This is a genomic window from Bradyrhizobium sp. SSBR45G (assembly GCF_030159255.1).
GTDB lineage: Bacteria > Pseudomonadota > Alphaproteobacteria > Rhizobiales > Xanthobacteraceae > Bradyrhizobium.
On record NZ_BSCT01000046.1, the window covers coordinates 16,354 to 40,213 of the forward strand.

21 protein-coding genes are annotated in these 23,860 nt (G+C 66.8%); 4 read left to right on the top strand and 17 right to left on the bottom strand.

What is annotated here, in order from left to right:
* Window positions 1-13 precede the first annotated feature (13 nt).
* Window positions 14-1,048, bottom strand: coding sequence for a class 1 fructose-bisphosphatase (locus QQL87_RS33120; RefSeq protein ID WP_502871248.1), 1,035 nt, complete (start codon window positions 1,046-1,048; stop codon window positions 14-16).
* Between the two features lie 165 nt (window positions 1,049-1,213).
* On the opposite strand from QQL87_RS33120, the gene QQL87_RS33125 reads away from it, so the two are divergent.
* Complete coding sequence (locus QQL87_RS33125) at window positions 1,214-2,134, top strand: LysR family transcriptional regulator (RefSeq protein WP_284423302.1); 921 nt, start codon at window positions 1,214-1,216, stop codon at window positions 2,132-2,134.
* 48 nt (window positions 2,135-2,182) lie between these two features.
* Here the strand turns inward: QQL87_RS33125 and bchJ are convergent, their stop codons facing one another.
* The 16 genes from bchJ to bchF all read right to left on the bottom strand — a co-directional run bounded on the left by bchJ (window position 2,183) and on the right by bchF (window position 20,283).
* On the bottom strand, window positions 2,183-2,824 hold the full coding sequence (bchJ, locus tag QQL87_RS33130; RefSeq protein ID WP_284423301.1) for a bacteriochlorophyll 4-vinyl reductase: 642 nt from the start codon (window positions 2,822-2,824) through the stop codon (window positions 2,183-2,185).
* Between the two features lies 1 nt (window position 2,825).
* On the bottom strand, window positions 2,826-4,430 hold the full coding sequence (bchE, locus tag QQL87_RS33135; protein WP_284423300.1) for a magnesium-protoporphyrin IX monomethyl ester anaerobic oxidative cyclase: 1,605 nt from the start codon (window positions 4,428-4,430) through the stop codon (window positions 2,826-2,828).
* Between the two features lie 96 nt (window positions 4,431-4,526).
* On the bottom strand, window positions 4,527-5,738 hold the full coding sequence (gene hemA / locus QQL87_RS33140) for a 5-aminolevulinate synthase (protein WP_284423299.1): 1,212 nt from the start codon (window positions 5,736-5,738) through the stop codon (window positions 4,527-4,529).
* Window positions 5,735-6,790 (bottom strand): putative photosynthetic complex assembly protein PuhE, encoded by a 1,056-nt coding sequence (gene puhE, locus QQL87_RS33145; RefSeq protein ID WP_284423298.1) that lies wholly within the window; start codon window positions 6,788-6,790, stop codon window positions 5,735-5,737. Before puhE ends, hemA begins: the two co-directional genes overlap by 4 nt.
* 13 nt (window positions 6,791-6,803) lie before the next feature.
* Entirely contained in the window at window positions 6,804-7,865 is a 1,062-nt protein-coding gene (gene acsF, locus QQL87_RS33150) for a magnesium-protoporphyrin IX monomethyl ester (oxidative) cyclase (RefSeq protein ID WP_284423297.1), read from the bottom strand.
* Window positions 7,862-8,167: an O2-dependent cyclase accessory protein gene (locus tag QQL87_RS33155; protein WP_284423296.1), complete on the bottom strand. Its 306-nt coding sequence runs from the start codon at window positions 8,165-8,167 to the stop codon at window positions 7,862-7,864. Before QQL87_RS33155 ends, acsF begins: the two co-directional genes overlap by 4 nt.
* Window positions 8,164-8,631 carry a photosynthetic complex assembly protein PuhC gene (gene puhC, locus QQL87_RS33160; RefSeq protein ID WP_284423295.1) on the bottom strand — a complete coding sequence of 156 codons (468 nt, stop codon included), beginning with the start codon at window positions 8,629-8,631 and terminating at the stop codon, window positions 8,164-8,166. Before puhC ends, QQL87_RS33155 begins: the two co-directional genes overlap by 4 nt.
* A gap of 16 nt (window positions 8,632-8,647) precedes the next feature.
* The gene (puhB, locus tag QQL87_RS33165; protein ID WP_284423294.1) at window positions 8,648-9,268 is read right to left on the bottom strand and encodes a photosynthetic complex putative assembly protein PuhB; all 621 of its coding nucleotides are present in this window, start codon (window positions 9,266-9,268) and stop codon (window positions 8,648-8,650) included.
* A 26-nt stretch (window positions 9,269-9,294) separates the two neighbouring features.
* Entirely contained in the window at window positions 9,295-10,077 is a 783-nt protein-coding gene (puhA, locus tag QQL87_RS33170) for a photosynthetic reaction center subunit H (protein WP_284423293.1), read from the bottom strand.
* Window positions 10,078-10,096: 19 nt separating this feature from the next.
* Window positions 10,097-11,524: a PucC family protein gene (locus QQL87_RS33175; protein ID WP_284423292.1), complete on the bottom strand. Its 1,428-nt coding sequence runs from the start codon at window positions 11,522-11,524 to the stop codon at window positions 10,097-10,099.
* On the bottom strand, window positions 11,521-12,222 hold the full coding sequence (bchM, locus tag QQL87_RS33180; protein WP_284423291.1) for a magnesium protoporphyrin IX methyltransferase: 702 nt from the start codon (window positions 12,220-12,222) through the stop codon (window positions 11,521-11,523). The genes QQL87_RS33175 and bchM overlap by 4 nt, the downstream gene beginning before the upstream one ends.
* Window positions 12,223-12,237: 15 nt before the next feature.
* Window positions 12,238-13,146 (bottom strand): ferredoxin:protochlorophyllide reductase (ATP-dependent) iron-sulfur ATP-binding protein, encoded by a 909-nt coding sequence (gene bchL / locus QQL87_RS33185; RefSeq protein WP_284423290.1) that lies wholly within the window; start codon window positions 13,144-13,146, stop codon window positions 12,238-12,240.
* Window positions 13,143-16,871: a magnesium chelatase subunit H gene (locus tag QQL87_RS33190; RefSeq protein ID WP_284423289.1), complete on the bottom strand. Its 3,729-nt coding sequence runs from the start codon at window positions 16,869-16,871 to the stop codon at window positions 13,143-13,145. Before QQL87_RS33190 ends, bchL begins: the two co-directional genes overlap by 4 nt.
* Window positions 16,846-18,399, bottom strand: a complete 1,554-nt coding sequence (gene bchB, locus QQL87_RS33195; RefSeq protein WP_284423288.1) for a ferredoxin:protochlorophyllide reductase (ATP-dependent) subunit B — start codon at window positions 18,397-18,399, stop codon at window positions 16,846-16,848. The genes QQL87_RS33190 and bchB overlap by 26 nt, the downstream gene beginning before the upstream one ends.
* Window position 18,400: 1 nt before the next feature.
* Entirely contained in the window at window positions 18,401-19,687 is a 1,287-nt protein-coding gene (locus QQL87_RS33200; RefSeq protein WP_284423287.1) for a ferredoxin:protochlorophyllide reductase (ATP-dependent) subunit N, read from the bottom strand.
* Window positions 19,684-20,283: a 2-vinyl bacteriochlorophyllide hydratase gene (gene bchF, locus QQL87_RS33205; RefSeq protein ID WP_284423286.1), complete on the bottom strand. Its 600-nt coding sequence runs from the start codon at window positions 20,281-20,283 to the stop codon at window positions 19,684-19,686. Before bchF ends, QQL87_RS33200 begins: the two co-directional genes overlap by 4 nt.
* Before the next feature lie 230 nt (window positions 20,284-20,513).
* On the opposite strand from bchF, the gene QQL87_RS33210 reads away from it, so the two are divergent.
* From QQL87_RS33210 to chlG, 3 genes are all read left to right on the top strand, one after another.
* Entirely contained in the window at window positions 20,514-21,410 is an 897-nt protein-coding gene (locus QQL87_RS33210) for a cobalamin B12-binding domain-containing protein (protein WP_284423285.1), read from the top strand.
* Between the two features lie 138 nt (window positions 21,411-21,548).
* Window positions 21,549-22,916, top strand: coding sequence for a transcriptional regulator PpsR (ppsR, locus tag QQL87_RS33215; protein WP_284423284.1), 1,368 nt, complete (start codon window positions 21,549-21,551; stop codon window positions 22,914-22,916).
* Between the two features lie 13 nt (window positions 22,917-22,929).
* Window positions 22,930-23,856 carry a chlorophyll synthase ChlG gene (chlG, locus tag QQL87_RS33220; RefSeq protein WP_284423283.1) on the top strand — a complete coding sequence of 309 codons (927 nt, stop codon included), beginning with the start codon at window positions 22,930-22,932 and terminating at the stop codon, window positions 23,854-23,856.
* Window positions 23,857-23,860: the final 4 nt, after the last annotated feature.

Consider the following 23,860-nt stretch of genomic DNA (forward strand, 5'->3'; position numbering starts at 1 on the left):
CGGCAGGGCCGGCTCAGCGGAACAGGCCGCGCCGCGCGAACAGGGGCGCATCGCTGGTTTCGAACAGCGGCTCGACGCCCTCATGCAGCTGGTCGACGTCGCGGACGAGGCGGACGTCGCCCATGATCAGCGGCGCACGCTGATGCGGCGAGCGCGCCGACAATTCGAGAATGCGCGCGCGGCCGCTCGACGCGGAGCCGCCGGCCCATTCCATGATCAGCGCCATCGGATGCGCTTCGTACACCAGCCGCAGCCGGCCCTCGCGATAGCCGGGGCGGGAATCGGCCGGATAGAGGAACACGCCGCCGCGCATCAGGATGCGATAGGCCTCGGCGACCAGCGAGGCGATCCAGCGCATGTTGAAGTCGCGGCCGCGCGGGCCCGCGGCACCCGACAGGCACTCGTCGACATAGTTGCGCACCGTGCCGCTCCAGTGCCGGCGGTTCGAGGCGTTGATCGCGAATTCCGGCGTATCCTGCAGGATGCGGATGCCCGTCTTGGCGAGCATGAACTCGTGCAGGATCGGATGCAGGACATACAGATCGACGCGGCGATCGATCGCCAGCACGAGGCAGGTCTGCGGTCCGTAGATGAAGAAGCCGGCGGCGCGCTGCACCGTGCCGGGCTCGAAGAAGCTGGAGAGTACATCGCGGCCGCGCGGCCGGATCGAGAAGATGGTGCCGACCGAAATGTTGTTCTGCAGATTCGCGGAGCCGTCGAGCGGATCGATCGCCACGCAAAGTGGGGCAGCAGCGTTGACCGTTTCCGGAAGATCGACCTCCTCGGACAGGATGCCGGCGACGGGCGCCCGGCACAGCGCATCGCGCATCAGATTGTCGGCGACGATGTCGAGCGCCTTCTGGATGTCGCCGTCGGCGTTGACAGTCGCGGCGCCCTCGTCGACGCCCGACAGCGGCGCGATCGCGATCTGCCGCGCGAGCTCGCGCGCGCCTTCGGCGAGGGCCTCGATGACCGCGGCGCAGTCGGCGTCGGCACCTTGCGATGCGAGATGCGCCTGCAATGTCTGATGATGATCCGGATGAGTCATTGGGCCACTCCCTCGCCATCAGCTCCTCTGCAGGGAACTTGATGAAGCCGCACGAAGGCGTCGTGCCGCGCTGCTATCAACACTCGATTTGCCTAATTAGGGAAATTTCAATATCTTTGGATAGACCAAAGTTTTCCTTATGCGAACGATATCACCGAGGGTTCCATGAGCCGGCACTTCTCCCGCGATCTCACCATTCGCCAGCTTCGCGCGCTGGTGGCCGTGCAGAACTCGGGATCTGTGACCTCGGCGGCCGCCCGCCTGAACCTCACTCAGCCCGCGGTGACGCTGCAGATTCGCAATCTCCAGGAGCTCGCGGGCCTGCCGCTGATCCAGCGCACCACCGACGGCATGATCCTCACCGAAGCCGGACGCAGCGTGCTGGGGCTCGCCGAACGCGTCGAGGCGGCGCTGCAGGATTGCGAGCAGGCGCTCGATATTCTCGCCGGCCGCAGCGGCGGCCGCGTCGCGATCGGCGCGGTCAGCACCGCAAAATATTTCGTGCCGTTCGCGATCGCGGAATTTTCGCGGCGGTTCCCCAAGATCGACGTTACCTTGCGGATCGGCAACCGTGACAGCCTGCGCGAGGCGCTGCGCGGCTATGATCTCGATATCGCCATCATGGGCCGGCCGCCGGCCGACATTCCGGTCGACATGCGCCCGTTCGGCAAGCATCCGCACGTCATCATCGCCCCGGCCGGCCATCGCCTCGCGCGCCGCAAGCGGATCGCGGGCGAGGATCTCGCCGGCGAGGTGTTCATCACCCGCGAACCGGGCTCGGGAACCCGGCTGCTGATGGAAACCTTCTTCGAGAAGCATGGCCTGCAGCCGAAGACCAGCATGGAGATGGACAGCAACGAGACCATCAAGCAGGCGGTCATTGCCGGGCTCGGCATCGCCTTCATCTCGCAGCACACGGTGGCCCATGAGCTGGGCGAGGGACGGCTGGTGACGTTGAAGGTCGCAGGACTGCCGATCATCCGGCAGTGGCATGCGGTGCGGCGCGCCGACAAGCTGCTGCTGCCGCCGGCGCAGGCGATGCTGGATTTCTTCGGCAAGGAGGGCGCGCGGTTCCTGCCCAGATGAGCGCGACACCCGAAGCCATGACGGTGTCGCCGCTCGCATCGCGTGGCCTCACCAGTCGATCTCGAAGCGGCAGGCGGCGGCGCCCGTGGCTTCACAAGCGACCTCGGTCGCGCGCGCGCCGGCCTGCACGAGCGTCCTGAACAGCGTCTCGAACGTCGCCGCATAGAAATCGCAGACGGCATGATCGGCCTGATGCCCGCGGCACAGCGGGCAGTGGCCGACCTCGTAGATGGTCGGCCGCCCGGGACGGGCGGTGAAGCTGCCGGTGCCGGCGAACGTCCAGGCGTGGGCCGCAATGGCGCGCGACAGCACGCGGCTGGCGAGCCGCGCGGGCAGCACGCGAAGCACGCGCTGGGCCGCTCGGGGGATGCGATGCGCGAGCAGATAGGCCGCGGTGAGCTGCCCCGCCTTGATGCTGATGGCGCGGGCGGTGTCGTCATCCAGCACGGCGCGAAGCGCGTCGTGCAGGCGCATCACCTCGGCTTCGTCGACCATGTCGGCCGGCGGCGCCGCGAGATAGGCTTCGAGCCGCGCGGCTGCGAACACGCGGCGCGCGATCGCCTCCCCGAGCAGCAGACGCAAGGCCTCCGCGGTCTGGATGATGGCATTGGGACCGATGCGGCCGGTCGCGTGTTCCGAGGCGGCGGGACCGCGCCGCAGCGGAACGTGCTGGGCGCGCGTGCCGTGCATCTCAGTGCACCCGCGTTTCGGCCTCTTCGCTGAGCTGCTCGGTGCCGCCGCCGCAGGCCATCACCTGCGCCTGCTGCGGTCCGGAGAGCTTGCGATTGTGGCTCGTCTTCCATTCGACGGTGCCGGGATCGGCGCGCTTGCGCGAGGCATCGAAGCCGAAATCGACCTTGCCCTTGGATTGCGGCCCCCAATAATTCACGCGGCCGAGGTCGTAGAACTTGCGCTCGAAGCCCGACTTCAGAAACGCCTTGAGGCAGCCGAGCAAATAGCGGCGGCGCTCGCCGGAGCCGGCCCAGGGATAGGAGAACAGCGCCTTGTGCATGTAGAAGCGCCGGTAGTTGTTCATGACGCCGTCGAGCAGCTCCCCGCGATCCATTGCGTCCGGCTTCATGATCGGGGTCACGAAATTGTACTTCTCGTAGTCGAAGATCTCGACCTTGTCGCCGAGATCGCGGAACAGGTCGGAGAACGGCCATGGCGTGTACATCGCCCAGTTGGCGAGGTCCGGCTTCCAGTCGCGCGCCATCTGGTAGGTCTCTTCCAGGGTCTCGCGGGTCTCATTCTCGAGCCCGACGATGAACTGGGCCTCGACGACGATGCCGGCGTCGCGGAGCAGCTGGATCGCCTTCTTGTTCTGCGCGACCGTGGTCTCCTTGTTGAAGCGGTCGAGCTTCATCTGCGCGGCCGCCTCGGTGCCGAGCGAGACGTGGATCAGGCCGGCCTTGCGGTAGAGCGGCAGCAGCGCCTCGTCGCGCAGGATGTCGGTGACGCGGGTGTTGATGCCCCAGAGAATCTTGAGATCGCGGCGGATCAGTTCCTCGCAGAACGCGACGAACTTCTTCTTGTTGATGGTCGGCTCCTCGTCGGCCAGGATGAAGAAACCGACGTCGTGATCGCGCATCAATGTCTCGATCTCGTCGACGACCTTCTTCGGGTCACGGATGCGATAATCGCGCCAGAACTTCCACTGCGAGCAGAAGCTGCAGGTGAACGGGCAGCCGCGCGCCATGTTGGGGATCGCGACGCGCTTGTTCATCGGGATGTAGATGTATTTGCTCCATTCGAGCACGCTCCAGTCGGGCGTGATCGCATCGAGATTCTTCACCGTCGGCGCCGCCACGGTGGCGACGACCTCGGTGCCGTCGCGATAGGCGATGCCCTTGATGTTGCGGCGGTCGGTCTCCCAGCGGCCATCCTCGCACGCCCGCATCAGGTCGACGATGATCTCCTCGCCCTCGCCGCGCACGATGGCGTCGATCCAGGGCGCTTCCGTCAGCACCTGCTGATACATGAAGGTGGCGTGGATGCCGCCGAGCACGGTCAGCGCGTCCGGGTGCTCTTCCTTGGCGATCTCCAGCAGACGCTCGGCCTTGTAGATCGAGGGCGTGATCGCGGTGCACCCGATCACGTCGGGCTTCTCGCTGCGCAGGATGGCGCGGACCTGATCCTCGGAGAGATCGTTGGTCATCGCATCGATGAAGCGCAGATCGGTGAAGCCTGCGGCCTTCAGCGCGCCGGAGATGTAGGCCGCCCAGGCGGGCGGCCAGTTGCCGGCGATCTCAGCGCCACCGGAATGATAATTCGGATGAAGCAACAAGATCCGCACGGCGCCCTCCCCCGATTGTCAATTTGTTAGGACAGCTTATCGTCAAGCTGAATTGACAAATTGATCTGGGTCAAACGCCGCGCGAAAGTCGTCACCTCATGCGGCCAGCGCCAGTCCCATCTCGGCCCAGATCTCCGACAGCGCCGACACCAGATGCTCGATGTCGGCGTCGCTGTGATACGGCGAGGGCGTGATGCGCAGCCGCTCGGTGCCGCGCGGCACCGTCGGGTAGTTGATCGGCTGCACATAGATGCCGTAGCGGTCGAGCAGGATGTCGCTGATCCGCTTGCACAGCACGGGATCCCTGACCATCACCGGCACGATGTGGCTGGGATTGTCGAGATGGCTGACGCCGGCTTCGTCCAGCCGGCGGCGCAGCCGCGCGACGCGATCCTGGTGCCGGGCGCGCTCCACATTGCTGGCCTTGAGGTGGCGGATGCTGGTCAGCGCGCCGGCGGCCACCGCCGGCGGCAGCGAGCTCGAGAAGATGAAGCCGGAGGCGAAGCTGCGCACGAAGTCGCAGACCGTGTTGGACGCCGTGATGTAGCCGCCGATGACGCCGAACGCCTTGGCCAGCGTGCCCTCGATGACGGTCAGCCGGTCGGCGACGCCGTCGCGCTCGGAGATGCCGCCGCCGCGCGGGCCGTACAGGCCGACGGCATGGACCTCGTCGAGATAGGTCATCGCGTTGTATTCGTCCGCGACGTCGCAGATGTCGGAGATCGGCGAGATGTCGCCATCCATCGAATAGACGCTCTCGAACGCGATCAGCTTCGGCACCTTCGGATCGAGGTCGGACAGCTTGTCGCGGAGATCGGCGACGTCGTTGTGGCGCCAGATCCGGGTCTCGCAGCGGCTGTGGCGGATGCCCTCGATCATCGAGGCGTGGTTGAGCTCGTCGGACAGGATCACGCAGCCGGGCATGCGCGCGGCCAAGGTCGACAGCGACGTCCAGTTGGACACGTAGCCGGAATTGAACAGCAGCGCCGCCTGCTTGCCGTGGAGATCGGCGAGCTCGTCCTCGAGCAGGATGTGATAGTGGTTGGTGCCGCTGATGTTGCGGGTGCCGCCGGCGCCGGCGCCGCAGCGGTCGAGCGCCTCATGCATCACCTCCAGCACCTTCGGATGCTGGCCCATGCCGAGATAGTCGTTGGAGCACCACACCGCGACGTCGCGCTCGCCATGGGGACCGCGATAGGTCGCGATCGGGAACGCGCCCGCCTTGCGCTCGAGGTCGGCAAAGACGCGGTAACGTCCCTCCCGGCGAAGACCGTCGAGCTGGCGGCGGAAATAGTCTTCGTAGTTCATGGTACTCCCCCCTGTGCTGTCGTGTTCGGATCGACCGCATTCGTGATGGATGCTGCGGTCAATCCGGTGATGGTTTGGGCCTGCGCATCGGCGCGGGCCTGGCGATAGGCCTGGCGGAACTGCTCTTCGAGCCGTTGCCGCGCCAAGGCCGCGGCGTTCTTCTGCGCCGACACCGGGCGCTCCGCCGGCGGTGCGGCCGGCACGACGGCGAGCACCGGCCGGACCAGCGGGGTCACGGCCACCGCGACCGGCGCCGGAACCGGGGCAGCCGCAACGGTCGCCATCGCGGGCATGATTGGCTCGACCGGCGCGCTCCAGCGCCACAGATTGATCACCGGCATCGGCAGCGCCATGAAGCCGTGCTCGAGCAGGCCGAGCGCGATCAGCGAGGCCAAGAGCGACAGCGCCACGCCGTCGAACGAGGATTTGGCGCCCAGCGCGGCGGCGGCGACCAGCACGGTCGCAGCGGTGGCAGCCGCGAGCGAGAATGGAAACAGCAGGTTGATGGACTTCTTCGCAAAGTAGCTGCGCATGAAGCGCACCTGCTGCGGCAACAATTCGTCGTTCAGGGTGCGGACGCCGAGGAACAGATTGATCTTGGCGCTCTGCCGGAGCACCAGCAGCGCGGCGAAGGTCCACCAGCTCAGTCGGTTCGGTGCGCCCGAGGTCACCGCGAAGACGAGGCCGGCGGCCACGATCAGTGCCAGCTCGTGATAGGCGATCGCCTGCAGCGCGAAGCCGACGCGCGACGCCGGTGTGCAGTCACGCGGACAGGGCTCGGGGCGCGGGCCGGTGATCCAGCCGGCGAGCAGCGACATCTCTACGGTGCCCCACAGCAGGATCGCGCAGGTGAAGGCACAATAGGCGTCGGCGTCCGCGGCGGCCTGGCTCGACACCGCGACCCCCGAGAGGGCCGCGACGAAGGCCGCGGCCGTGCCCCATTTGAACGCGGCCGGATAGCGGGCGGCGAGCCCGACCAGCGCCAGCACGGCGCCGGTCGAGAACCACCAGACGAACACGACGTAGGGAATGGCAATCGCGGTCGCGCCCATGTCCGGCTCCTTCTCACCAGGCGGGTTGCAGCCTGATCTCGCGTGGCAGCTCGTTGCTCTTGGCCGGCAGCATGTACAACCGGCCAAAGGTCAGCGCCGCCTTGAGCGGCAGCACCGCACGCTTGATCGCCCCCATGACGCCGCCCTGCGCCTTGGCGTCGGCAATCGCCTCCGACACCTTGCGCAGCTGGTTCAAGCCGGCCCAGAAGCGCAGATTGTCGATATCCAGCATAACCGGGAACACCTGGCGCGAGATCTCCGAGGTGATGCGGAACACGCGCATGTCATACTCGTCCACCGGCATGCCGAGCGCCTCGTAGAAGGCGGGGCGCATGTGGTCGCGCACATGCATGGTCGCGAACACCGCGAGCAGGAAGAACTTGATCCACAGCTTGTTGAGGCCGCTGAGCAGCCGCGGATCGGCGCGCATCAAGAGCGCGAACGCCTCGCCGTGGCGGAACTCGTCGTTGCACCACTTCTCGAACCACTTGAAGATCGGGTGGAACTGGCGCTCCGGATGCCGCTCCATCTGGCGATAGATGGTGATGTAGCGGGCATAGCCGATCTTCTCCGAGAGATAGGTCGCGTAGAAGATGAACTTCGGCTTGAAATAAGTGTACTTCTTCACCTTGGTGAGGAAGCCGAGATCGACGCCGATGCCGTGATCCTTGAGGATCTCGTTGATGAAGCCGGCATGGCGGGCCTCGTCACGGCTCATATAGGAGAACAGCTCGCGGATGTCGGGGTTGGTGATCCGCTTCTTGATCTCGGCATAGAGCACGCAGCCGGAGAACTCGGCGGTCAGCGACGACACCAGGAAGTCCTTGAACTCGACGCGAAGCGCTTCGGGCAGGTCGTTCAGATCCTTCTCGAATTCCGGCGTCCGCACGAAATGCTTGCGGTTGTAGTCGGCGCGCAGCTCGGCCATGACCGCATCCCATTCGCGGCGCACCAGCTCGACATTGAGCCGATCCATGGCTGCGAAATCGGTGGTGTAGAAGCGCGGCGTGAGGATGGTGTCCTCCAGCGCCATGTTGGTCGACGTGCTGCCGGCCCCACCTTCCATCGCGATCATCTGACCCTCCCGTCCGAAAAGCTGACGTCATACAATTCAGTAAGCTCGAGATACCCTGCGACATGCATCAGCATGCGCTTCAACGGCCCCGCCCGGACCACGGTCGCGGTGCGGCGCAGGTTGAGCTGCTCACCGAACTTCACGGTGATCGGCGCACCCTGGATCAGCACCTCGTCGCCCGGACGGATGCCGACGTCACGATCGAGCGTGACATGGGCATGCAGGGTCTCGGAGGTCTGCTCGACCTCGATGCTGCAGCCGATGTCGAAGCGGCGCGGCTCGCTGGCCCATAGTCCTCTCATCGCTGCTCTCCCATCGCCATCAATCCCGTGAACCGGCGCATGTTGTCGACGCCGTACGGCGCGAGATCGATCCGCCGGCCGGTGGCGGGATCGTCCAGTGTGAGATGACCGTCCGACCAGCGGTTGATCGTGAACGCCGGGCCTGAGCCGATCGCATGGCGGCGACGGTCGAACGCCATGCTGCGCAGGACGGTCCGCAGGAAGCCATCGCCGCCGACTTCGACGACGCCGACCACCTTGCCGCTGTCCGGCGCCACCACGGAGATGCCGCCATCGGCGCGGTCCTCGAAGCGCAGCGCCACGGACTGCACGGCCGCGACGTGGTCGGTGCGAACGGTGCCCATCCCCGTGAGACGGCCGACGCTCGCGGCGAGCAGCGCAAAGGCGACCAGCGCGAAGGCCGCGCGGAGCGCGCCCTTCGGAATGAAGATCTCGGCTTCGGCATGGCCCTCGGCTTGGCTCATGACTCCCTCCTCCTCATTACGCCGCGCTGGCGACCGCCGCCGGCGGTGCGCCCTGCGACTGACCATTGGCCGCCGGCAGCGGCTGCGCTGCGACGGACCCATCCGATGCCGCAACCAGCGCCTTGGCGAGAATCTCGGCGACGTCGCGCGCCTCAGGCACGCCGCGCAGCATCGGCTCGACCACGTTCAGCCGCCATGGCCGCGCATGCGGCCACAACAGCAGATAGGACAGCCGCTCGTCGGCCAAGACGCCGAGCGGCAGGTCGCCCGATCCGTCGGCATAAAGCTTGAGATCGGCGCGGCCGACCTGCTTCAACGGCACGTTCAGCGTCATCGGCAGCACGGCGCCGAACTGCAGCAGCACGCGCCGGCTGGTGATGGTGTAGCGCGTGGTGCGGCAGTAGAGCACGGCGAGGCCGGTCAGCAGCAGGGTCGCCAACGCCACCGGCGTCGCCAGCGACGACGCGCTGGCGACCGACGCCGCCAGCGGCCGATGATCCAGCAGCCCCGACACCACATGGGCGCCGAACAAGGCTGCGAAATAGGCGAGCACCAGACGCAGGTGGAACACCCGCAGCAGCAGCGCCTTCACCGTGGGCTGTCCCTGCCAGAGCAGCCGCTCGTCCTCTGGCAGCATCAGCTGGTCTTGCTCCCTGCGCGTCCTCACAGCAGCGGCTCCTGGCGTGCGGCGGTCGCGTAGAGATGGCCACCACCGAAGTAGCCGACGATCTTGTCTTCCTCGAGCTTGGTGACCTGGTCGGGCTTGGCGAGCGTCGGCACGTTGGCGAATTGCGCGCCGAGGATGGCGTCGACCAGCACCGCCTTGCGCGATTTGTCGACGATCGCCATCGTCATCGGCAGCAGCACGTGGCGTCCGGCGATGCCGTCGACCTCGACTTCGAGATAGCGGATCAGCATCTCGGCACGGTCGACCCAGACCTCGCGGACCTTGCCACCGAGCTGGCCGTCGGCGCCGATCACCGGCATGCCGCGCGGATCCGGATCCTCCGAGGCGATGAAGATGCTGCCGTCGACCCGCAGCGGCACGATCGCCGGGATGTTGTCCATGGTCAGCTCCGGCTCGTCCCGGCGCGCGGCGTAGGAGCCCGGGCCGACGCCGTCGAGCATCGGATTGCCGGCCGGCAGATAGGGCGTGCCCGGCCAAGGATACATCGGGGTCACCGGCGCATCGGCGCGGTCATTGCCCAAGTTCGGCAAGGTCGCGGTGCGCCCGCCATGCATGTGATAGGTCTTCGGTGACGGCGGCGTCGGGAAGCCATGGCCGCTCGAGGCGGTCCGCCGGCCGACCCGGCCCTCGAACTGGAGCGGGTAGCCTTCGCGCTTGTCCTCGGTGCGCAGGTAGAAGATCAGGCCTGCGAAGAACACCCAAAAGCCGTAAAGCACGACCTGGGCGACATCGATGTAGCTCGTAAATGACGTTTGCATGGCTTCCTCCCCGACTGGGCTAACCTGGAAATTCCGCTATTCCGAATTGTAGAGGCCGTGGCGCCGCCTGCCGGCGGACCAGCGGCCCGATCACCGCCAGTGTGACGAACAGCAGCGCGATCTCGACGTGGTAGACGATGCTGTAGCCGGTCGCCGGGCCGGCGAGCCCGACACCAAGGCTTCCGTTCAACGCCAGTTGCGACATCACATCGCGAATGGCGCCACCGCCGGCGATGGCGATTCCTGCGGCCGTGGCCTGCACCGCGCCCCAGGCGCCGAGCGCAAGGCCGCTCTCGCCGTTCTGCACCAGCGCCATCGCCGCCGTCAGCGTGCCCACGGCAAACAGCCCGCCGCCAAAGCCGATCAGCGTCGTGCCGATCCTGAACAACAGTGGCGAGGCGAGCGGCGCCGAGAAGATCACCGCGGAGAACGCGAACAGCCCGACGAGGCCGCCAAGTGCGGCGATCCGGTAGGGATCGGAGCCCTTGCCGAGCCGGCGCGCCGACAGGCCGAAGCCGGCGAGCGTGCCCGCCGCGAACAAGGCTGTCAGCGCCGTCGTCTCGCCGACGGTCAGATGCAGGATCTCTGCGCCATACGGCTCGAGCAGGATGTCCTGCATGGTGAAGCCAGCCGTGCCGAGCCCGACCGCGACCAGCACGCGCATCGAGCCGCCCGCCTCGCGGAACTGCCGCCAGGAATCGCCGAAGCGCGGCCGTTCGCGGGTCATCGAGGTGCGCGACGGATCGCGCGCCTCCTGCTTCCACAGCGCGATGACGTTGAGCACCATCTCGGTCAGCGCCGCGCCCTGGATCACCTGGATCAGCCGCATCTCGCTGAAGTCCGCCAGCAGGCCGCCGAAGGTCAGCGCGCTCGCCATCATGCCGAACATCAGCATCACATAGAGAAAGGCGACGACGCGCGGCCGCGACTGCTCGGGCGCGATATCGGTCGCCAGCGACAGGCCGGCGGTCTGCGTCGTGTGCAGTCCGGCGCCGACCAGCAGGAAGGCGAGCGCCGCACCTACGCGGCCGGCGATCACCTGGCCCGGCGCATCGCCCGACGACAGCACGAGCAGCGCAAACGGCATGATCGCCAGCCCGCCGAACTGCATCAGCGTGCCCATCCAGATGTACGGCACACGGCGCCAGCCGAGCACCGAGCGGTGGTGGTCGGACTTGAAGCCGATCAGCACGCGCAAGGGTGCGAACACCAGCGGTAGCGCCACCATCGTGGCGACCAGCCAGGAGGGCACGCCGAGCTCGACGATCATGACGCGGTTGAGCGTGCCGTTGAGCAGCACCACCGAAATGCCGATCGAGACCTGGAACAGCGACAGCCGCATCAGGCGCGACAGCGGCAGCTCGGTCGAGGCGGCATCCGCAAACGGCAAATAGCGCGACGACAGCCGCGTCCAGACTTGCAGGATCGATGGTGCCCGCGCGCTCATGACAGCCGAAGCTCCAGCGCTTGCGAGGTATAGAATCCGTTGGCGATGCGGCAGCTGCGCGCGCAACGCCAGTCGGCGAGATCGGGATGGTCGGCAATCAGCCGGTGCAGCTTCTGCTCTGCGACCGGCTCGATCGCCGGCGCCCGGTTGCCGCGCGGAAACACCCGCCCGACCGCGTGCATCACCGCGAGCAGCGGCGTGCGCGGCGCGTAGGTCATCAGGATCGCCTCGGAGGTGCGCGCGGACAGGCCAGCCACGATCCGCACGGCGTCCTCGGTGCGGTAGTGGATGAAGGAATCCATCGCCACCACGAAGTTGAAGCCGCCGTGCCGGGGATCGAGCATGTCGCCGGCGACGAAGCGGATCGCATTGCGGCCGATGTCGTCGGGCAGCCGGCGCTGGGCGATCTCGATCAGGGTCGGCGAGATGTCGACGGCGACGACCTCGGCGCCGCGGCGCGCCACCTCGATCGAGAAGCTGCCGGTGCCGCAGCCGGCATCCAGGATCCGCGCGCCGCGCAGATCGAGCGGCAGCCATGACAGCAGCGTCCGCCGCATCTCGTCGCGGCCGGCGCGCACGGTGGCGCGGATGCGGCCGACCGGCGCATCCGAGGTCAGCCGCGTCCAGGCGGCGACCGCGGTGCGGTCGAAATAGGTCTCCACTTCACTGCGGCGGGCGAGATATTGCGCTGAGGTCATCGGAGACAGCCCTGCTCAATCGAAACCAAGGAGATCGAAGATGTCGCGATCCTTGAGCGGCACCGCCTGCATCGGCTCGCTGCCGGCGAGCATCGAGGCCGCGAGGCGCAGATACTCATTCTGGGCGCGCTCGACATCCGGCGAGGGCTCCATCTCGAACAGCGTGCATTTCTTGAGCCGGCTCTTGCGGATGACATCGAGATCGGGGAAATGCGCAACGGTCTTGAGGCCGGCGCGCTCGTTGAACTTGTCGATCTGGTCGGTCGCCGCACTGCGATTGGCGATGACGCCGCCGAGCCGCACCGGATAGTTGCGCGACTTGGCCTGGATCGCGGCGACGATGCGGTTCATCGCGAAGATCGAGTCGAAATCATTGGCGGCCACGATCAGCGCGCGGTCGGCATGCTGCAAGGGGGCCGCGAAGCCGCCGCAGACGACGTCGCCGAGCACATCGAAGATCACCACGTCGGTGTCCTCGAGCAGATGATGCTCCTTGAGCAGCTTCACGGTCTGGCCGACGACATAGCCGCCGCAGCCAGTGCCGGCCGGCGGGCCGCCCGCCTCCACGCACATCACGCCGTTATAGCCCTGGTAGACGAAGTCCTCGGGGCGCAGCTCCTCGGCGTGGAAATTGACCTGCTCGAGAATGTCGATGACGGTCGGCACCAGCCGCTTGGTGAGGGTGAAGGTCGAGTCGTGCTTGGGATCGCAGCCGATCTGCAGCACGCGCTTGCCGAGCTTGGACAGCGCGACCGAGAGGTTCGACGACGTCGTGCTCTTGCCGATGCCGCCCTTGCCGTACACCGAGAACACCTTGGCGGTGTCGATGACGACGCTCGGATCGAGCTGAACCTGCACGCTGCCGGCCCCATCAGGGCGACGCAATGCCGTCGAGGCGATCGGCGGTCTCAAGGTGACATTCATGCGGCAACTCCCACGCCTTCGAGGCGATCTTCGAGTTCTTCACCGGCCTTGCGCAGCACGTCGAGCATTTCCGGATCGGGTGACCAGTATTTGCGTTCATGCGCCTCGATCAGCCGGTTCGCGACTTTTGCCGAGGCGACGGGATTGAGCGTCGCCAGGCGATCGCGCATCTGCGGATCGAGCACGAATGTCTCGGTGAGCTGCCGGTACACCCAGGGCGCGACGGCGCCCGTGGTCGCCGACCAGCCCATCGTGTTGGTGACGTGCTCTTCGATCTGGCGTACGCCCTCATAACCATGCTTGAGCATGCCCTCGTACCATTTCGGATTGAGCATGCGGGTGCGGGTCTCGAGCGCGACCTGCTCGGACAAGGTGCGAACCGTGCCGGCTCCGCGGGTCTGATCGCCGATATAGACCGGCGCCGAGGTCCCGCCCTTGGCCATCCGCACCGCGCGGCTGATGCCCCCCAGCGTGTCGAAGTAATGATCGACGGTGGTGACGCCGAGCTCGACCGAGTCGAGGTTCTGATAGGCGAGGTCGACCGTGGCGAGCGCGCTCTTCAGCAGCGCCGCCTGCTGCACCGGCTGGCCCTTCACGCCATAGGCGAAGCTCTTGCGGCGCGTATAGGTCTCGGCCAGTTCGTCCTCGTCATCCCAGCGGCCGTTCTCCACCAGATGATTGACGTTCGACCCATAGGCGCCGTCGGCATTGCCAAACACCCGCAGCGACGCCGTTTCCAGGTCGCATTGATGCGCGGCCTGATAGGCCAGCGTATGCTTGCGGACGAAGTTGAGTTCGACCGGCTCGTCGGCCGTCGCCGCGAGATAGCAGGCCTCGGCCAGCAGCTTGATCTGGAGCGGCAACAGATCGCGGAAGATGCCGGACATCGTGATGATCACGTCGATCCGGGGACGGCCGAGCTGGTCGAGCGGAATGAGCTCGGCACCGGTCAGGCGGCCATAGCCGTCGAAGCGCGGCTTGGCACCGAGCAGCGCCAGCGCCTGCCCGATCGGCGCGCCCTCGTTCTTGAGGTTGTCGGTGCCCCACAGCACGATCGCGACGGATTCCGGCAGACCGTTGCCTTCGGCAACATGCTTGTCGATCAGGCGCTGCGCCTGTAGCGCGCCGTCCTGCACCGCATAGACGCTGGGAATGCGGAACGGATCGAAGCCATGAAGATTGCGGCCGGTCGGCAGGATCGACGGCGTCCGGAGCAGATCGCCGCCCGGCGCCGGCCGGATGAACCTGCCGTCGAGCGCCCGAATGAGACTTGGAATCTCGTGGTCCTGCGCCAGCAGCGCGTCGATGCCTGCGAGCTCCTTCAACAGCGCCGACGTCGCGGCATCCGTTCCGGAGGCATCCAGCTTGTCGCCGCGCACGATCGCCTCGAGCAGCGCCTTGTCCGGCCGCGTTCCGTGCGAGGCATCGGCCACCGCCTGCAGCATCTCGACGCGCTCTTCCGGAGACGGCGGCTCGCCGACGACATGAAGGCCGTGCGGGATCAACGCATATTCGAGCTCGAGCACGGCGTCCGACAATTGGCCGATCTGCCGTGCCGCATCGGTCCAGGCCGGCTCCGCCGCGCCGAGATCCAGCGCACTGGCCTGGGCCTGGATGATGGTGGCGAGGTCGGCACGCTCTGCATCCTCGTCGGGCGGCAGGCCACGCCAGCGCTCGATCGACGCCTTCAGCTCGACCAGCCCCTTGTAGAGACCGGCATGGGCGACCGGCGGGGTCAAATAGCTGATCAACGTCGCCGCCGAGCGGCGCTTGGCGATCGTGCCCTCGGACGGGTTGTTCGACGCATAGAGATAGATGTTCGGCAGATCGCCGATCATGCGCTCCGGCCAGCACGCCGCCGACAGGCCGGTCTGCTTGCCCGGCATGAATTCGAGCGCCCCGTGGGTGCCAAAATGCAGCACGGCGCTGGCGGCGAAATCCTCGCGGAGCCAGCGGTAGAAGGCCGAGAAGGCATGCGTCGGCGCAAAGCCCTTCTCGAACAGGAGCCGCATCGGATCGCCTTCGTAGCCGAAGGCGGGCTGGATGCCGACGAAGACGTTTCCGAAACGCTCGCCGAGAACGAAGATCGAGCTGCCGTCGCTCTGCTGCCGGCCGGGCGCCGGGCCCCATTGCGCCTCGATCTGCCGCAGCCATTTTTCCCTGCGGACGTGATCGTTGGCGGAAATGCGCACGTGCACGTTGGCGTCCGCTCCGAACCGGGCGGCGTTGCCGACCACGATGCGCTCGCGCAGCTCATCGGCCGTGTCTGGACACTCGACCTGGTAGCCTTCGCGCTTCATGGCCTGAAGCGTGCGATGCAGGGATTCGAACACCGCAAGAAAAGCGGCCGTGCCGGTGTTGCCGGCGTTGGGCGGGAAATTGAACAGGACGATCGCGACCTTGCGATCCCGGCGCTCGGCGCGGCGCATCGCGACCAGACGCGCGGTCCGCGCCGCCAGCGTTTCGGCCCGCTCGCTGCACACCTGCATCTGGCCGGCGGTCTCGGCGGGGGGAAACTTGCAGGCCCGGTCACAGCCGGTGCAGGCGGCCCCTGCTCCGTCCGAGCGACCGCCGAACACCAGCGGCCCACTCGCGCCATCGAGCTCGGGGATCGCCACCATGATGGTGCTCTCGACCGGCATCAGGCCGCGATCGGACGCGCCCCACTGCTCCAGGGTCTGGAACTCGACCGGGTGCGCGGCAAGATAAGGCACGTCCAGCGTGGCAAGGATGTCCTCGGCCGCCCGGGAGTCGTTGTAGGCAGGTCCGCCCACCAGCGAAAATCCGGTCAGCGAGACCACGGCGTCGACCGCGCTGCGGCCGTCCTTCATGAAGAAGCGCTCGATCGCCGGACGCTGGTCCAGGCCGCTGGCAAAGGCGGGGATCACGCGCAGGCCCTTGGCCTCGAACGCTGCGATCATGCCGTCATAGTGACTGGCATTGCCGGCGATCAGATAGGAGCGCAGCAGCAGCAGCCCGACCGTGCCGCGGGCATTGTCGACGCGGGGCAAGGCGTCGACCACGTCGCTGATGCGGGCCTTCATGCGCGGATGATAGACGCCGATATCGGCATACTCGATCGGCGCGCCCGGCTTGACGAGGCCGCGCAGGCTGCGACGCGGTCCATCCGCGTAGCGGTCGACCAGCAGCTGCACCATGTTGGTGATGTTCTGCTCGGAGCCGGCCAGCCAATATTGCAGCGTCAGGAAATAGGCGCGCATGTCCTGCGCGGTGCCGGGAATGAAGCGCAGCAGCTTCGGCAGCTGGCGCAACATCTTCATCTCGCCCTTGCCGCCAGGCGCCTTGCCGGAGCGGTTGCCGCGCAGCTTCTTGAGCCAGCCGATCGCGCCGCCGGCCTCGATGCTCATGTCGAATTTGCCGATCCGCGTGAGCTTGACCACCTCGGAGGCGGACATGCAGCAGATCATCGCATCGCAATCGTTGCGGCGCGCGACCAGCGCGGGCATCACGGCACGCGCGTGCTCGTCGAGGAACATCATCGTCACGAGGATGATGTCGCCGCGGGCAATGTCGGCCTTGCAGCGCGCCAGCGCGGCGTCGTCAGTGCCCCAATCATCAGCCGCGTGAACCGAAAGCTCGAGCCCCGGGAAGTCCCGCCTCAACGCCGTGTGAGCACGCGCCGCCGCACCCGACAGATGACTATCCATCGTCACGATCACGACCCGGATGGGCGTCTTGTCAGCGACCGAAATGCGCTTTGGCATCGTACAAGGTCTCGAGTGTGATCAGGTTGACATTGCGCTCGCGCGCGAACCGCTCCGTGTTGCGACGCGCCTTGCCGCGAACGAAGAAGGGAATCTTGGTCAGCTCGCGCTCGGCGTCAGAGGCCCAGGCGAGCTCGGTAGACGTGACGGGTTCGACGACGCGCACCGGCGGGGACGCGGGCGCCGCAGGGGCGGCGCCGAGATGCGAGGGCGCGTGATCGGCGAATTCGTGGTCCTCGCGGAACATGCCGAGCAGATGCTCTTCCAGGCCCATCATCAGCGGATGCACCCAGGTATCGAACAGCACGTTGGCGCCTTCGAAGCCCATCTGCGGCGAGTAGCGCGCCGGGAAATCCTGCACATGGCACGGCGACGAGATCACCGCGCAGGGAACGCCGAGTCGCTTGGCGATGTGGCGCTCCATCTGCGTGCCGAGCACGAGCTCAGGCCGCAGCTCGCCGACGCGGGCTTCGACCTCGAGATAGTCGTCAGTGATCAGTGGCTCGACGCCGTAGATCGCGGCGGCTTCGCGGATCTCGCGGGCGAACTCGCGCGAATAGGTGCCGAGACCGACGACCTCGAAGCCGAGCTCCTGGGTCGCGACGCGCGCCGCGGCCACGGCATGGGTCGCATCGCCGAAGATGAAGACGCGCTTGCCGGTGAGATAGGTCGAATCGACCGAGCGCGAATACCAGGGCAGCCGGCTCTCGGTGCGTGCCAGGACCGGCGCCGCATCGACGCCGGCGAGCTGGGCCACCTCGGCGATGAACTCGCGCGTCGCGGTGACGCCGATCGGGATCGTGCGCGTATAGGGCTGGCCGAACTGGCGCTGCAGCCATTGCGCCGCGGTCGCGGCGATCTCGGGATAGAGCACGATGTTGAAATCGGCCAGGGGAAGACGGGCGAGATCGGCCGGCGTCGCGTTCCACGGCGCCACGACGTTGATCTCGATGCCGAGCTCCACAACCTGCCTGGTCACTTCCGCGAGGTCGTCGCGGTGACGGAAGCCGAGCGCCGTCGGACCAAGCAGGTTGCAGACTGGACGAGCGCCTGTCTCCTTCTCACGGCGGGGGGAGCCATCAGCGGAAGACGCAGCCAACGCCCGTACAATCCGGTAGAACGTTTCCGAGGCGCCCCAATTCTCCTTGCGCTGATAGGCCGGCAGTTCGAGCGGGATCACCGGAATCGGAAGCCTGAGCGCCTGCGCGAGCCCGCCTGGATCATCCTGGATCAGCTCGGCCGTGCAGGACGCGCCGACAATCATGGCCTGCGGCTGGAAGCGGTCATAGGCCGCGCGCACGGCGCTTTGCAGCAGGTCGGCGGTGTCGCCGCCGAGATCGCGCGCCTGGAAGGTGGTGTAGGTGACGGGCGGACGGCGATCGCGGCGCTCGATCATCGTGAACAGGAGATCGGCGTAGGTGTCGCCCTGCGGCGCATGCAGCACGTAGTGCACGTCGCGCATCGCGGTCGCAATGCGCATCGCTCCGATGTGCGGCGGGCCTTCATATGTCCAGACCGACAGCTGCATCTCACACCGCCAGTCTGGTTTGACGCAGCAAGGGCCGCGCGAACAGCTCGGCGAGATCGCCGGCCTGTTCGAAGCCCTGGATCGGCGTGAAGATGAGCTCGATCGACCATTTGGTCGTGAGGCCCTCGGCCTCCAGCGGATTGGCGAGGCCAAGCCCGCAGACGACGAGGTCCGGCCGAGCGGCGCGACAGCGGTCGAGCTGACGCTCGACATCTTGGCCCTCGCTGAGCAGCACGTCCTGTGGCAGCAGCTTCAGCTCGGCGGCGAGATGGTCGCGGTGCAGATAGGGCGTGCCGACCTCGACCAGCTCCATGCCGATCTCGCGCGCCAGGAAACGTGCCAGCGGGATCTCGATCTGGGAGTCCGGAAACAGGAACACGCGCTTGCCGGCGAGTTGCGCACGGTAGCGGGCCAGCGCGCGCTCGGCCCGCGCCTTGAGCGGGGCGATGGTGCGATCGACATGGGCGCGCGAGACGCCGAAGGCTTCAGCGGCTGCGGCGAGCCACAGCGCGGTGCCTTCACCGCCGAGCGGGAACGGCGCCGGGATGCGGCGGCAGCCGCGCTCCTCGAGCGCGCGTGCGGTATCACCGAGGAACGGCTGCGCCAGCAGCACGCGCGTCTCGGGCCCGATCGCCGGCAGCTCGGACGAGCGCCGTGGCGGCAGAAAGGAGACCTGGTCGATGCCGAGTGCGGTGAAGGTCCGCCTGAACTGATCCTCGACCACGTCGGCCAGCGCACCAACCACGAGCAGCGACGGCCGCGCGCCGCGATCGGCTGCAGGCAGCACCGGCACCAGCGATGCGAGACAGGCATCCTCGCCTTGCGTGAACGTGGTCTCGATGCCGCTGCCCGAGTAGTTGAGCACGCGCACGCCCGGCGAGAAACGCTGCGACAGCCGCAGCGCCGCCCGCGACAGATCGAGCTTGATCACCTCCGACGGACAGGAGCCGACCAGGAACAACAGCTTGATCTCGGGCCGCCGCGCGAGCAGCTGCGTGACGATGCGGTCGAGCTCGTCATTGGCATCGACGAGCCCGGCGAGGTCGCGCTCCTCCATGATGGCGGTGGCGAAGCGCGGCTCGGCGAAGATCATGACGCCGGCCGCCGACTGGATCAGATGCGCGCAGGTGCGCGAGCCGACCACGAGGAAGAACGCGTCCTGAATTTTCCGGTGCAGCCAGACGATGCCGGTCAATCCACAGAACACCTCGCGCTGGCCGCGCTCGCGCAGCACGCCGTCCGGCGACACGGTGGATGGAACGGCGCAGGGCTGCGCGTGGATGGTCATGACGCGCGCTCCAGGCTGGTGACGGCAGCCCGCGCCATCGCCTGCTCCTGCAGCCGCGCCGCGCGCAGCTTGAGCAGGAACTGCGTGGCGTTGATCGCGTAGGCGGCGTAGGCGGCGAGCACGAGCAGCATCTGCTGCTGGGCTGTGCCGATATGACCGATGATCGCGGCGAGATAGGCCGTATGCAGCGCGATCACCAGCATCGAGAACACGTCCTCCCAGAAGAAGGCCGGGGCGAACAGATAGCGCCCGAACACGACCCGCTCCCAGATCGAGCCGGTGATCATGATGGTGTAGAGCAGCGCCGTCTTCAGCACGACGGAGGCGGTGGCGAGCCATAGGCCGTCGCCGGTCGCGAGATAACGCGCCACCAGTCCGAGACTGATCAGGAAGACGAGAAATTGCACCGGCGCCAGGATTCCCTGCACCAGGGTCCAGGGCGTCGAGTCCCGCCGAAGCTTTTCCTCAGGCGTGTAAAGCGCTTGCCGCTTTGCACGCGGCGCGGGCTCAGGTGTGAAGCAGAGTTGACTCCACAGCGACGGATCAGTGGCGAACGTGAATTGCGCGTCACATGATGTGTAAAGATGATTTGACAACACCAGTTCCGGGTGGTGCGATGATGGCAACCACAGGGACGTTGTTGGTGCACCGCACTCGGTCTGGTCAACGCTACGTAGTGCAGTTCGCAAGTGGTGCATCGCAAATCCCCGAGTGCGAGCCCGATAGGGGAAACGCTAGACCCGGGCAGTAAGAGTGTCAACCAAAATTGACGTCAAATAATATTGACGCAGCGAGTGACGTGCGCTCATATGGAGGGGAGGCGCTTATGACCGAGCTCAATGAGACAGTCCGATTCCCACGGGCCCGCTTTCGGACGAAGCGTGGTCAAGCGGCGTTTCATCCGCCAACGGCGCCGCGCGTCAGCGTGCCGTTACACAGCGCCCGCCATCCCGAGCTCAACGCCGCGATCGAGGCCGAGATCATTCCACGGCTGGTGATGGCCCATGCGCCGGCGCTCGAACGCGTGCCGGCGATCATCAGGGCCTCCGAACAGGAGGCGGCCGATTTCGCCGAGCTGATGCTCGGCGCTGACGACGATCGCGCGGCGGCGTGCATTCAGGCGCATCGCGATCATGGCGAAACGCTCGAGCGGATCTATCTCGAGCTGCTGGTGCCGACCGCGAACCATCTGCGTCATCTGTGGGCCGACGATGAGCGCGACTTCGCCGACGTCACGCTCGCACTGTGGCGGCTGCAGCAGCTGCTGCGGCACTTCAGCCCGGCCTTCTGCGCCGAGCTGACCGTTGCGCCAACGGGACTGCGCGGACTGCTGACGACGGCGCCGGGCGACCGGCGCGAAATGGGACACATGATGTTCGGCCTCGTGCTGGCCAGCGAATTCTTTCGTCGCGACGGCTGGGACACATGGATCGAGCCCGACACCGCGGATCGCGGCTTCATCGACGCGCTTCGCACGCAATGGTTCAACGTCGTCGAGTTCTTCGCCAACAGCGACAAGAAGCTTGACGATCTCGCCTCAAACATAAGGATGGCGCGGCGCGCGTCCTCCAACCAGGACATCGGCGTGCTGGTCTGCGGTCCTGCGTTTATTGAACGGCCTGAACTCGTTCTCCTGGTCGGCGGCGACGGTGTCGTCTCCGATCTGAGCAGAGAGGCTTCGCAAGCCCGGCACGTCGTCAGTCTTCTGACCGAACGGCGATAGCTGAGGGTGACGTGAAGATGAATGCTGGAACGAGACTCGCCGCGCGAAGGCTCCTTGACTGGGAGGACAACGGCGTTGGTGAGGGCGTTCAGAGCTCCGAAAGAGTCGCTTGGCGATCTCAATGCGGATGTGGCGGCCATGCTGGTGGCCGCAGCATCCGACATTGCGCTCGCGCTCGACGCCGACGGCAACATTCAGGACCTGGCCTTTCAGCAGGCCGGTCTGCCGCTTGAATTGAGAAACACAGACGAGTGGATCGGCCGATCCTGGCAAGCAACAGTGTCCGAGGAAAGCCAGACAAAGCCAGAGCTGCTGCTCGCCGAAGCCTCCGAGCGCAAGGTGTCGCGCTGGCGCGAGGTGCGCTATCCGGCTGCCCGCGGACCGGACATCCCGATCCTGTTCGCGGTGGTGGCGATCAAGGGCCCCGCCCGCTTCATCGCGGTCGGCCGCGACGTGCGCGCCACCGCTGCGCTCCAGCAGAAGCTGATCGAGGCCCAGGTGGCGATCGAGCGCGACTACTCGCGCATGCGCAACGCCGAATCGCGCTACCGGATCCTGTTCCAGATCACCGCCGAACCGGTGCTGATCATCGACGCCGTCAGCCACCGCATCGTCGAGGCCAATCCGGCCGCGGCCGACCTGCTCGACCACGGGGCCGCCAACCTGATCGGCAAGCTGTTTCCCGATGCCCTGCTGCTGGACGACCTGTCGATGTCGCAATCACTGTCGCTGGCGATCCGGTCCCAGGGCAAGATCGAGCGCACCAGGATCAGGCTCGACGGCGGCCGCGACTACCTGCTCGACGGCACCTTCTTCCGCCAGGACATGTCGGCGCTGTTCCTGCTGCGCTTCTCGCCGCAGACCTCGCAGGCGGCGATCCCGAAGGCCTCCGACGTCAATACGCAGCTGGTGCAGTTCGTCGAGGCGGCGCCCGACGGCTTCGTCATCACCGACATGGAGGGCCGGCTGCTGCACGCCAACCCGACCTTCCTGCAGCTCGCCCAGATCGAGAACATGCACCAGATTCTCGGCGAGACGATCGACCGATGGATCGGCAAGTCGGCGATCGACTTCTCGATCATGCTGACCAATCTGCGCCAGCATGGCAGCGTGAAGCTGTTCTCCAGCGTCATCCGCGGCGAGCATGGCTCACCGGTCGACGTCGAGATTTCCGCCACCACGGTCGGCGCCCCCGGACAGTCCCGGCTCGGCTTCACCATCCGCAATGTCAGCCCGCGCATCTCGGGCGATGGCGGCGACCACGGCTATATTCCGCGCTCGCGCGAGCAGCTCGCCGAGCTGATCGGCCGCGTGCCGCTCAAGGAGCTGGTGCGCGAGACCACCGACGTGATCGAGCGGATGTGCATCGAGACCGCGCTGAAGCTCACCGGGGACAACCGCGCCACCGCGGCCGAGATGCTCGGGCTGAGCCGGCAGAGCCTCTACGTCAAGCTGCGGCGCTATGGCCTCGCCGAGCCGGCCGAAGACGACAGCCAGTTGGAATAGTTGGAAAGTTGCAATGACCGAGATCGCGCCCGTCCCGCTCGCCCCAAGGATTCCATCGAGGCTCCCTTCAAGGCTTCAGCCCTCGGCCGTTCTCGAACTGCTGAAGCCGATCACCTGGTTTCCGCCGATCTGGGCGTTCGGCTGCGGCGTGGTGTCGTCGGGCGCGCCGCTGGCGCCGCGCTGGCCCACCGTGATCGCAGGCCTCGTGCTGGCCGGGCCGATGGTGTGCGCCACCAGCCAGGCGGTCAACGACTGGTTCGACCGTCATGTCGATGCGCTCAACGAGCCGGACCGGCCGATCCCTTCGGGCCGCATTCCCGGACGCTGGGGCCTCTACATTGCCCTGATCTGGACCGTGCTGTCGCTCGGCGTCGCAACCGCGCTCGGCACCTGGGGATTTGCGGCCGCTGCGCTGGGCCTCGCGCTGGCCTGGGCCTACAGCGCGCCGCCGATCCGGTTGAAGCAGAACGGCTGGTGGGGCAACAGCGCCGTCGGCCTCTGCTACGAGGGCCTGCCCTGGATCACCGCGGCCTCGGTCATGAGCATGCAGGCGCCGTCCTGGCAGGTGCTGTCGATCGCGCTGCTCTACAGCCTGGGCGCCCACGGCATCATGACGCTGAACGATTTCAAGTCGATCGCCGGCGATCGCGTCAGCAATGTCCGCTCGCTGCCGGTGCTGCTCGGCGCGGAGACGGCCGCCCGTCTCGCCTGCATCACGATGGCGCTGGCGCAGGTCGGCGTGATCCTGCTGCTGCTGTCATGGAGCCGTCAGATTCACGCCGCCATCATCGTGCTCATGCTCGCGGCGCAGCTGATCCTGATGCAACGGCTGATGACCAAGCCGCGCCAGCTGGCGCCCTGGTACAACGGGACCGGCGTGCTGCTCTACGTGCTGGGCATGCTGGTGTCGGCTTTCGCGCTGGCGGGGCTGGCGGCATGACGCG

What these genes read in the sequence shown, in the direction of transcription:
- chlG (WP_284423283.1), top strand. Translation starts at nt 22,930, where the DNA reads ATGACCGAGATCGCGCCCGTCCCGCTCGCCCCAAGGATTCCATCGAGG.
- bchJ (WP_284423301.1), bottom strand. Translation starts at nt 2,824, where the DNA reads ATGCACGGCACGCGCGCCCAGCACGTTCCGCTGCGGCGCGGTCCCGCC.
- puhB (WP_284423294.1), bottom strand. Translation starts at nt 9,268, where the DNA reads ATGCTGCCAGAGGACGAGCGGCTGCTCTGGCAGGGACAGCCCACGGTG.
- QQL87_RS33210 (WP_284423285.1), top strand. Translation starts at nt 20,514, where the DNA reads ATGACCGAGCTCAATGAGACAGTCCGATTCCCACGGGCCCGCTTTCGG.
- hemA (WP_284423299.1), bottom strand. Translation starts at nt 5,738, where the DNA reads ATGAACTACGAAGACTATTTCCGCCGCCAGCTCGACGGTCTTCGCCGG.
- bchM (WP_284423291.1), bottom strand. Translation starts at nt 12,222, where the DNA reads ATGACCTCAGCGCAATATCTCGCCCGCCGCAGTGAAGTGGAGACCTAT.
- bchB (WP_284423288.1), bottom strand. Translation starts at nt 18,399, where the DNA reads ATGCAGCTGTCGGTCTGGACATATGAAGGCCCGCCGCACATCGGAGCG.
- puhA (WP_284423293.1), bottom strand. Translation starts at nt 10,077, where the DNA reads ATGCAAACGTCATTTACGAGCTACATCGATGTCGCCCAGGTCGTGCTT.
- QQL87_RS33175 (WP_284423292.1), bottom strand. Translation starts at nt 11,524, where the DNA reads ATGAGCGCGCGGGCACCATCGATCCTGCAAGTCTGGACGCGGCTGTCG.
- acsF (WP_284423297.1), bottom strand. Translation starts at nt 7,865, where the DNA reads ATGATCGCGATGGAAGGTGGGGCCGGCAGCACGTCGACCAACATGGCG.
- ppsR (WP_284423284.1), top strand. Translation starts at nt 21,549, where the DNA reads ATGCTGGTGGCCGCAGCATCCGACATTGCGCTCGCGCTCGACGCCGAC.
- bchL (WP_284423290.1), bottom strand. Translation starts at nt 13,146, where the DNA reads ATGAATGTCACCTTGAGACCGCCGATCGCCTCGACGGCATTGCGTCGC.
- puhC (WP_284423295.1), bottom strand. Translation starts at nt 8,631, where the DNA reads ATGAGCCAAGCCGAGGGCCATGCCGAAGCCGAGATCTTCATTCCGAAG.
- QQL87_RS33190 (WP_284423289.1), bottom strand. Translation starts at nt 16,871, where the DNA reads ATGCCAAAGCGCATTTCGGTCGCTGACAAGACGCCCATCCGGGTCGTG.
- puhE (WP_284423298.1), bottom strand. Translation starts at nt 6,790, where the DNA reads ATGGGCGCGACCGCGATTGCCATTCCCTACGTCGTGTTCGTCTGGTGG.
- QQL87_RS33200 (WP_284423287.1), bottom strand. Translation starts at nt 19,687, where the DNA reads ATGACCATCCACGCGCAGCCCTGCGCCGTTCCATCCACCGTGTCGCCG.
- QQL87_RS33120 (WP_502871248.1), bottom strand. Translation starts at nt 1,048, where the DNA reads ATGACTCATCCGGATCATCATCAGACATTGCAGGCGCATCTCGCATCG.
- QQL87_RS33155 (WP_284423296.1), bottom strand. Translation starts at nt 8,167, where the DNA reads ATGAGAGGACTATGGGCCAGCGAGCCGCGCCGCTTCGACATCGGCTGC.
- QQL87_RS33125 (WP_284423302.1), top strand. Translation starts at nt 1,214, where the DNA reads ATGAGCCGGCACTTCTCCCGCGATCTCACCATTCGCCAGCTTCGCGCG.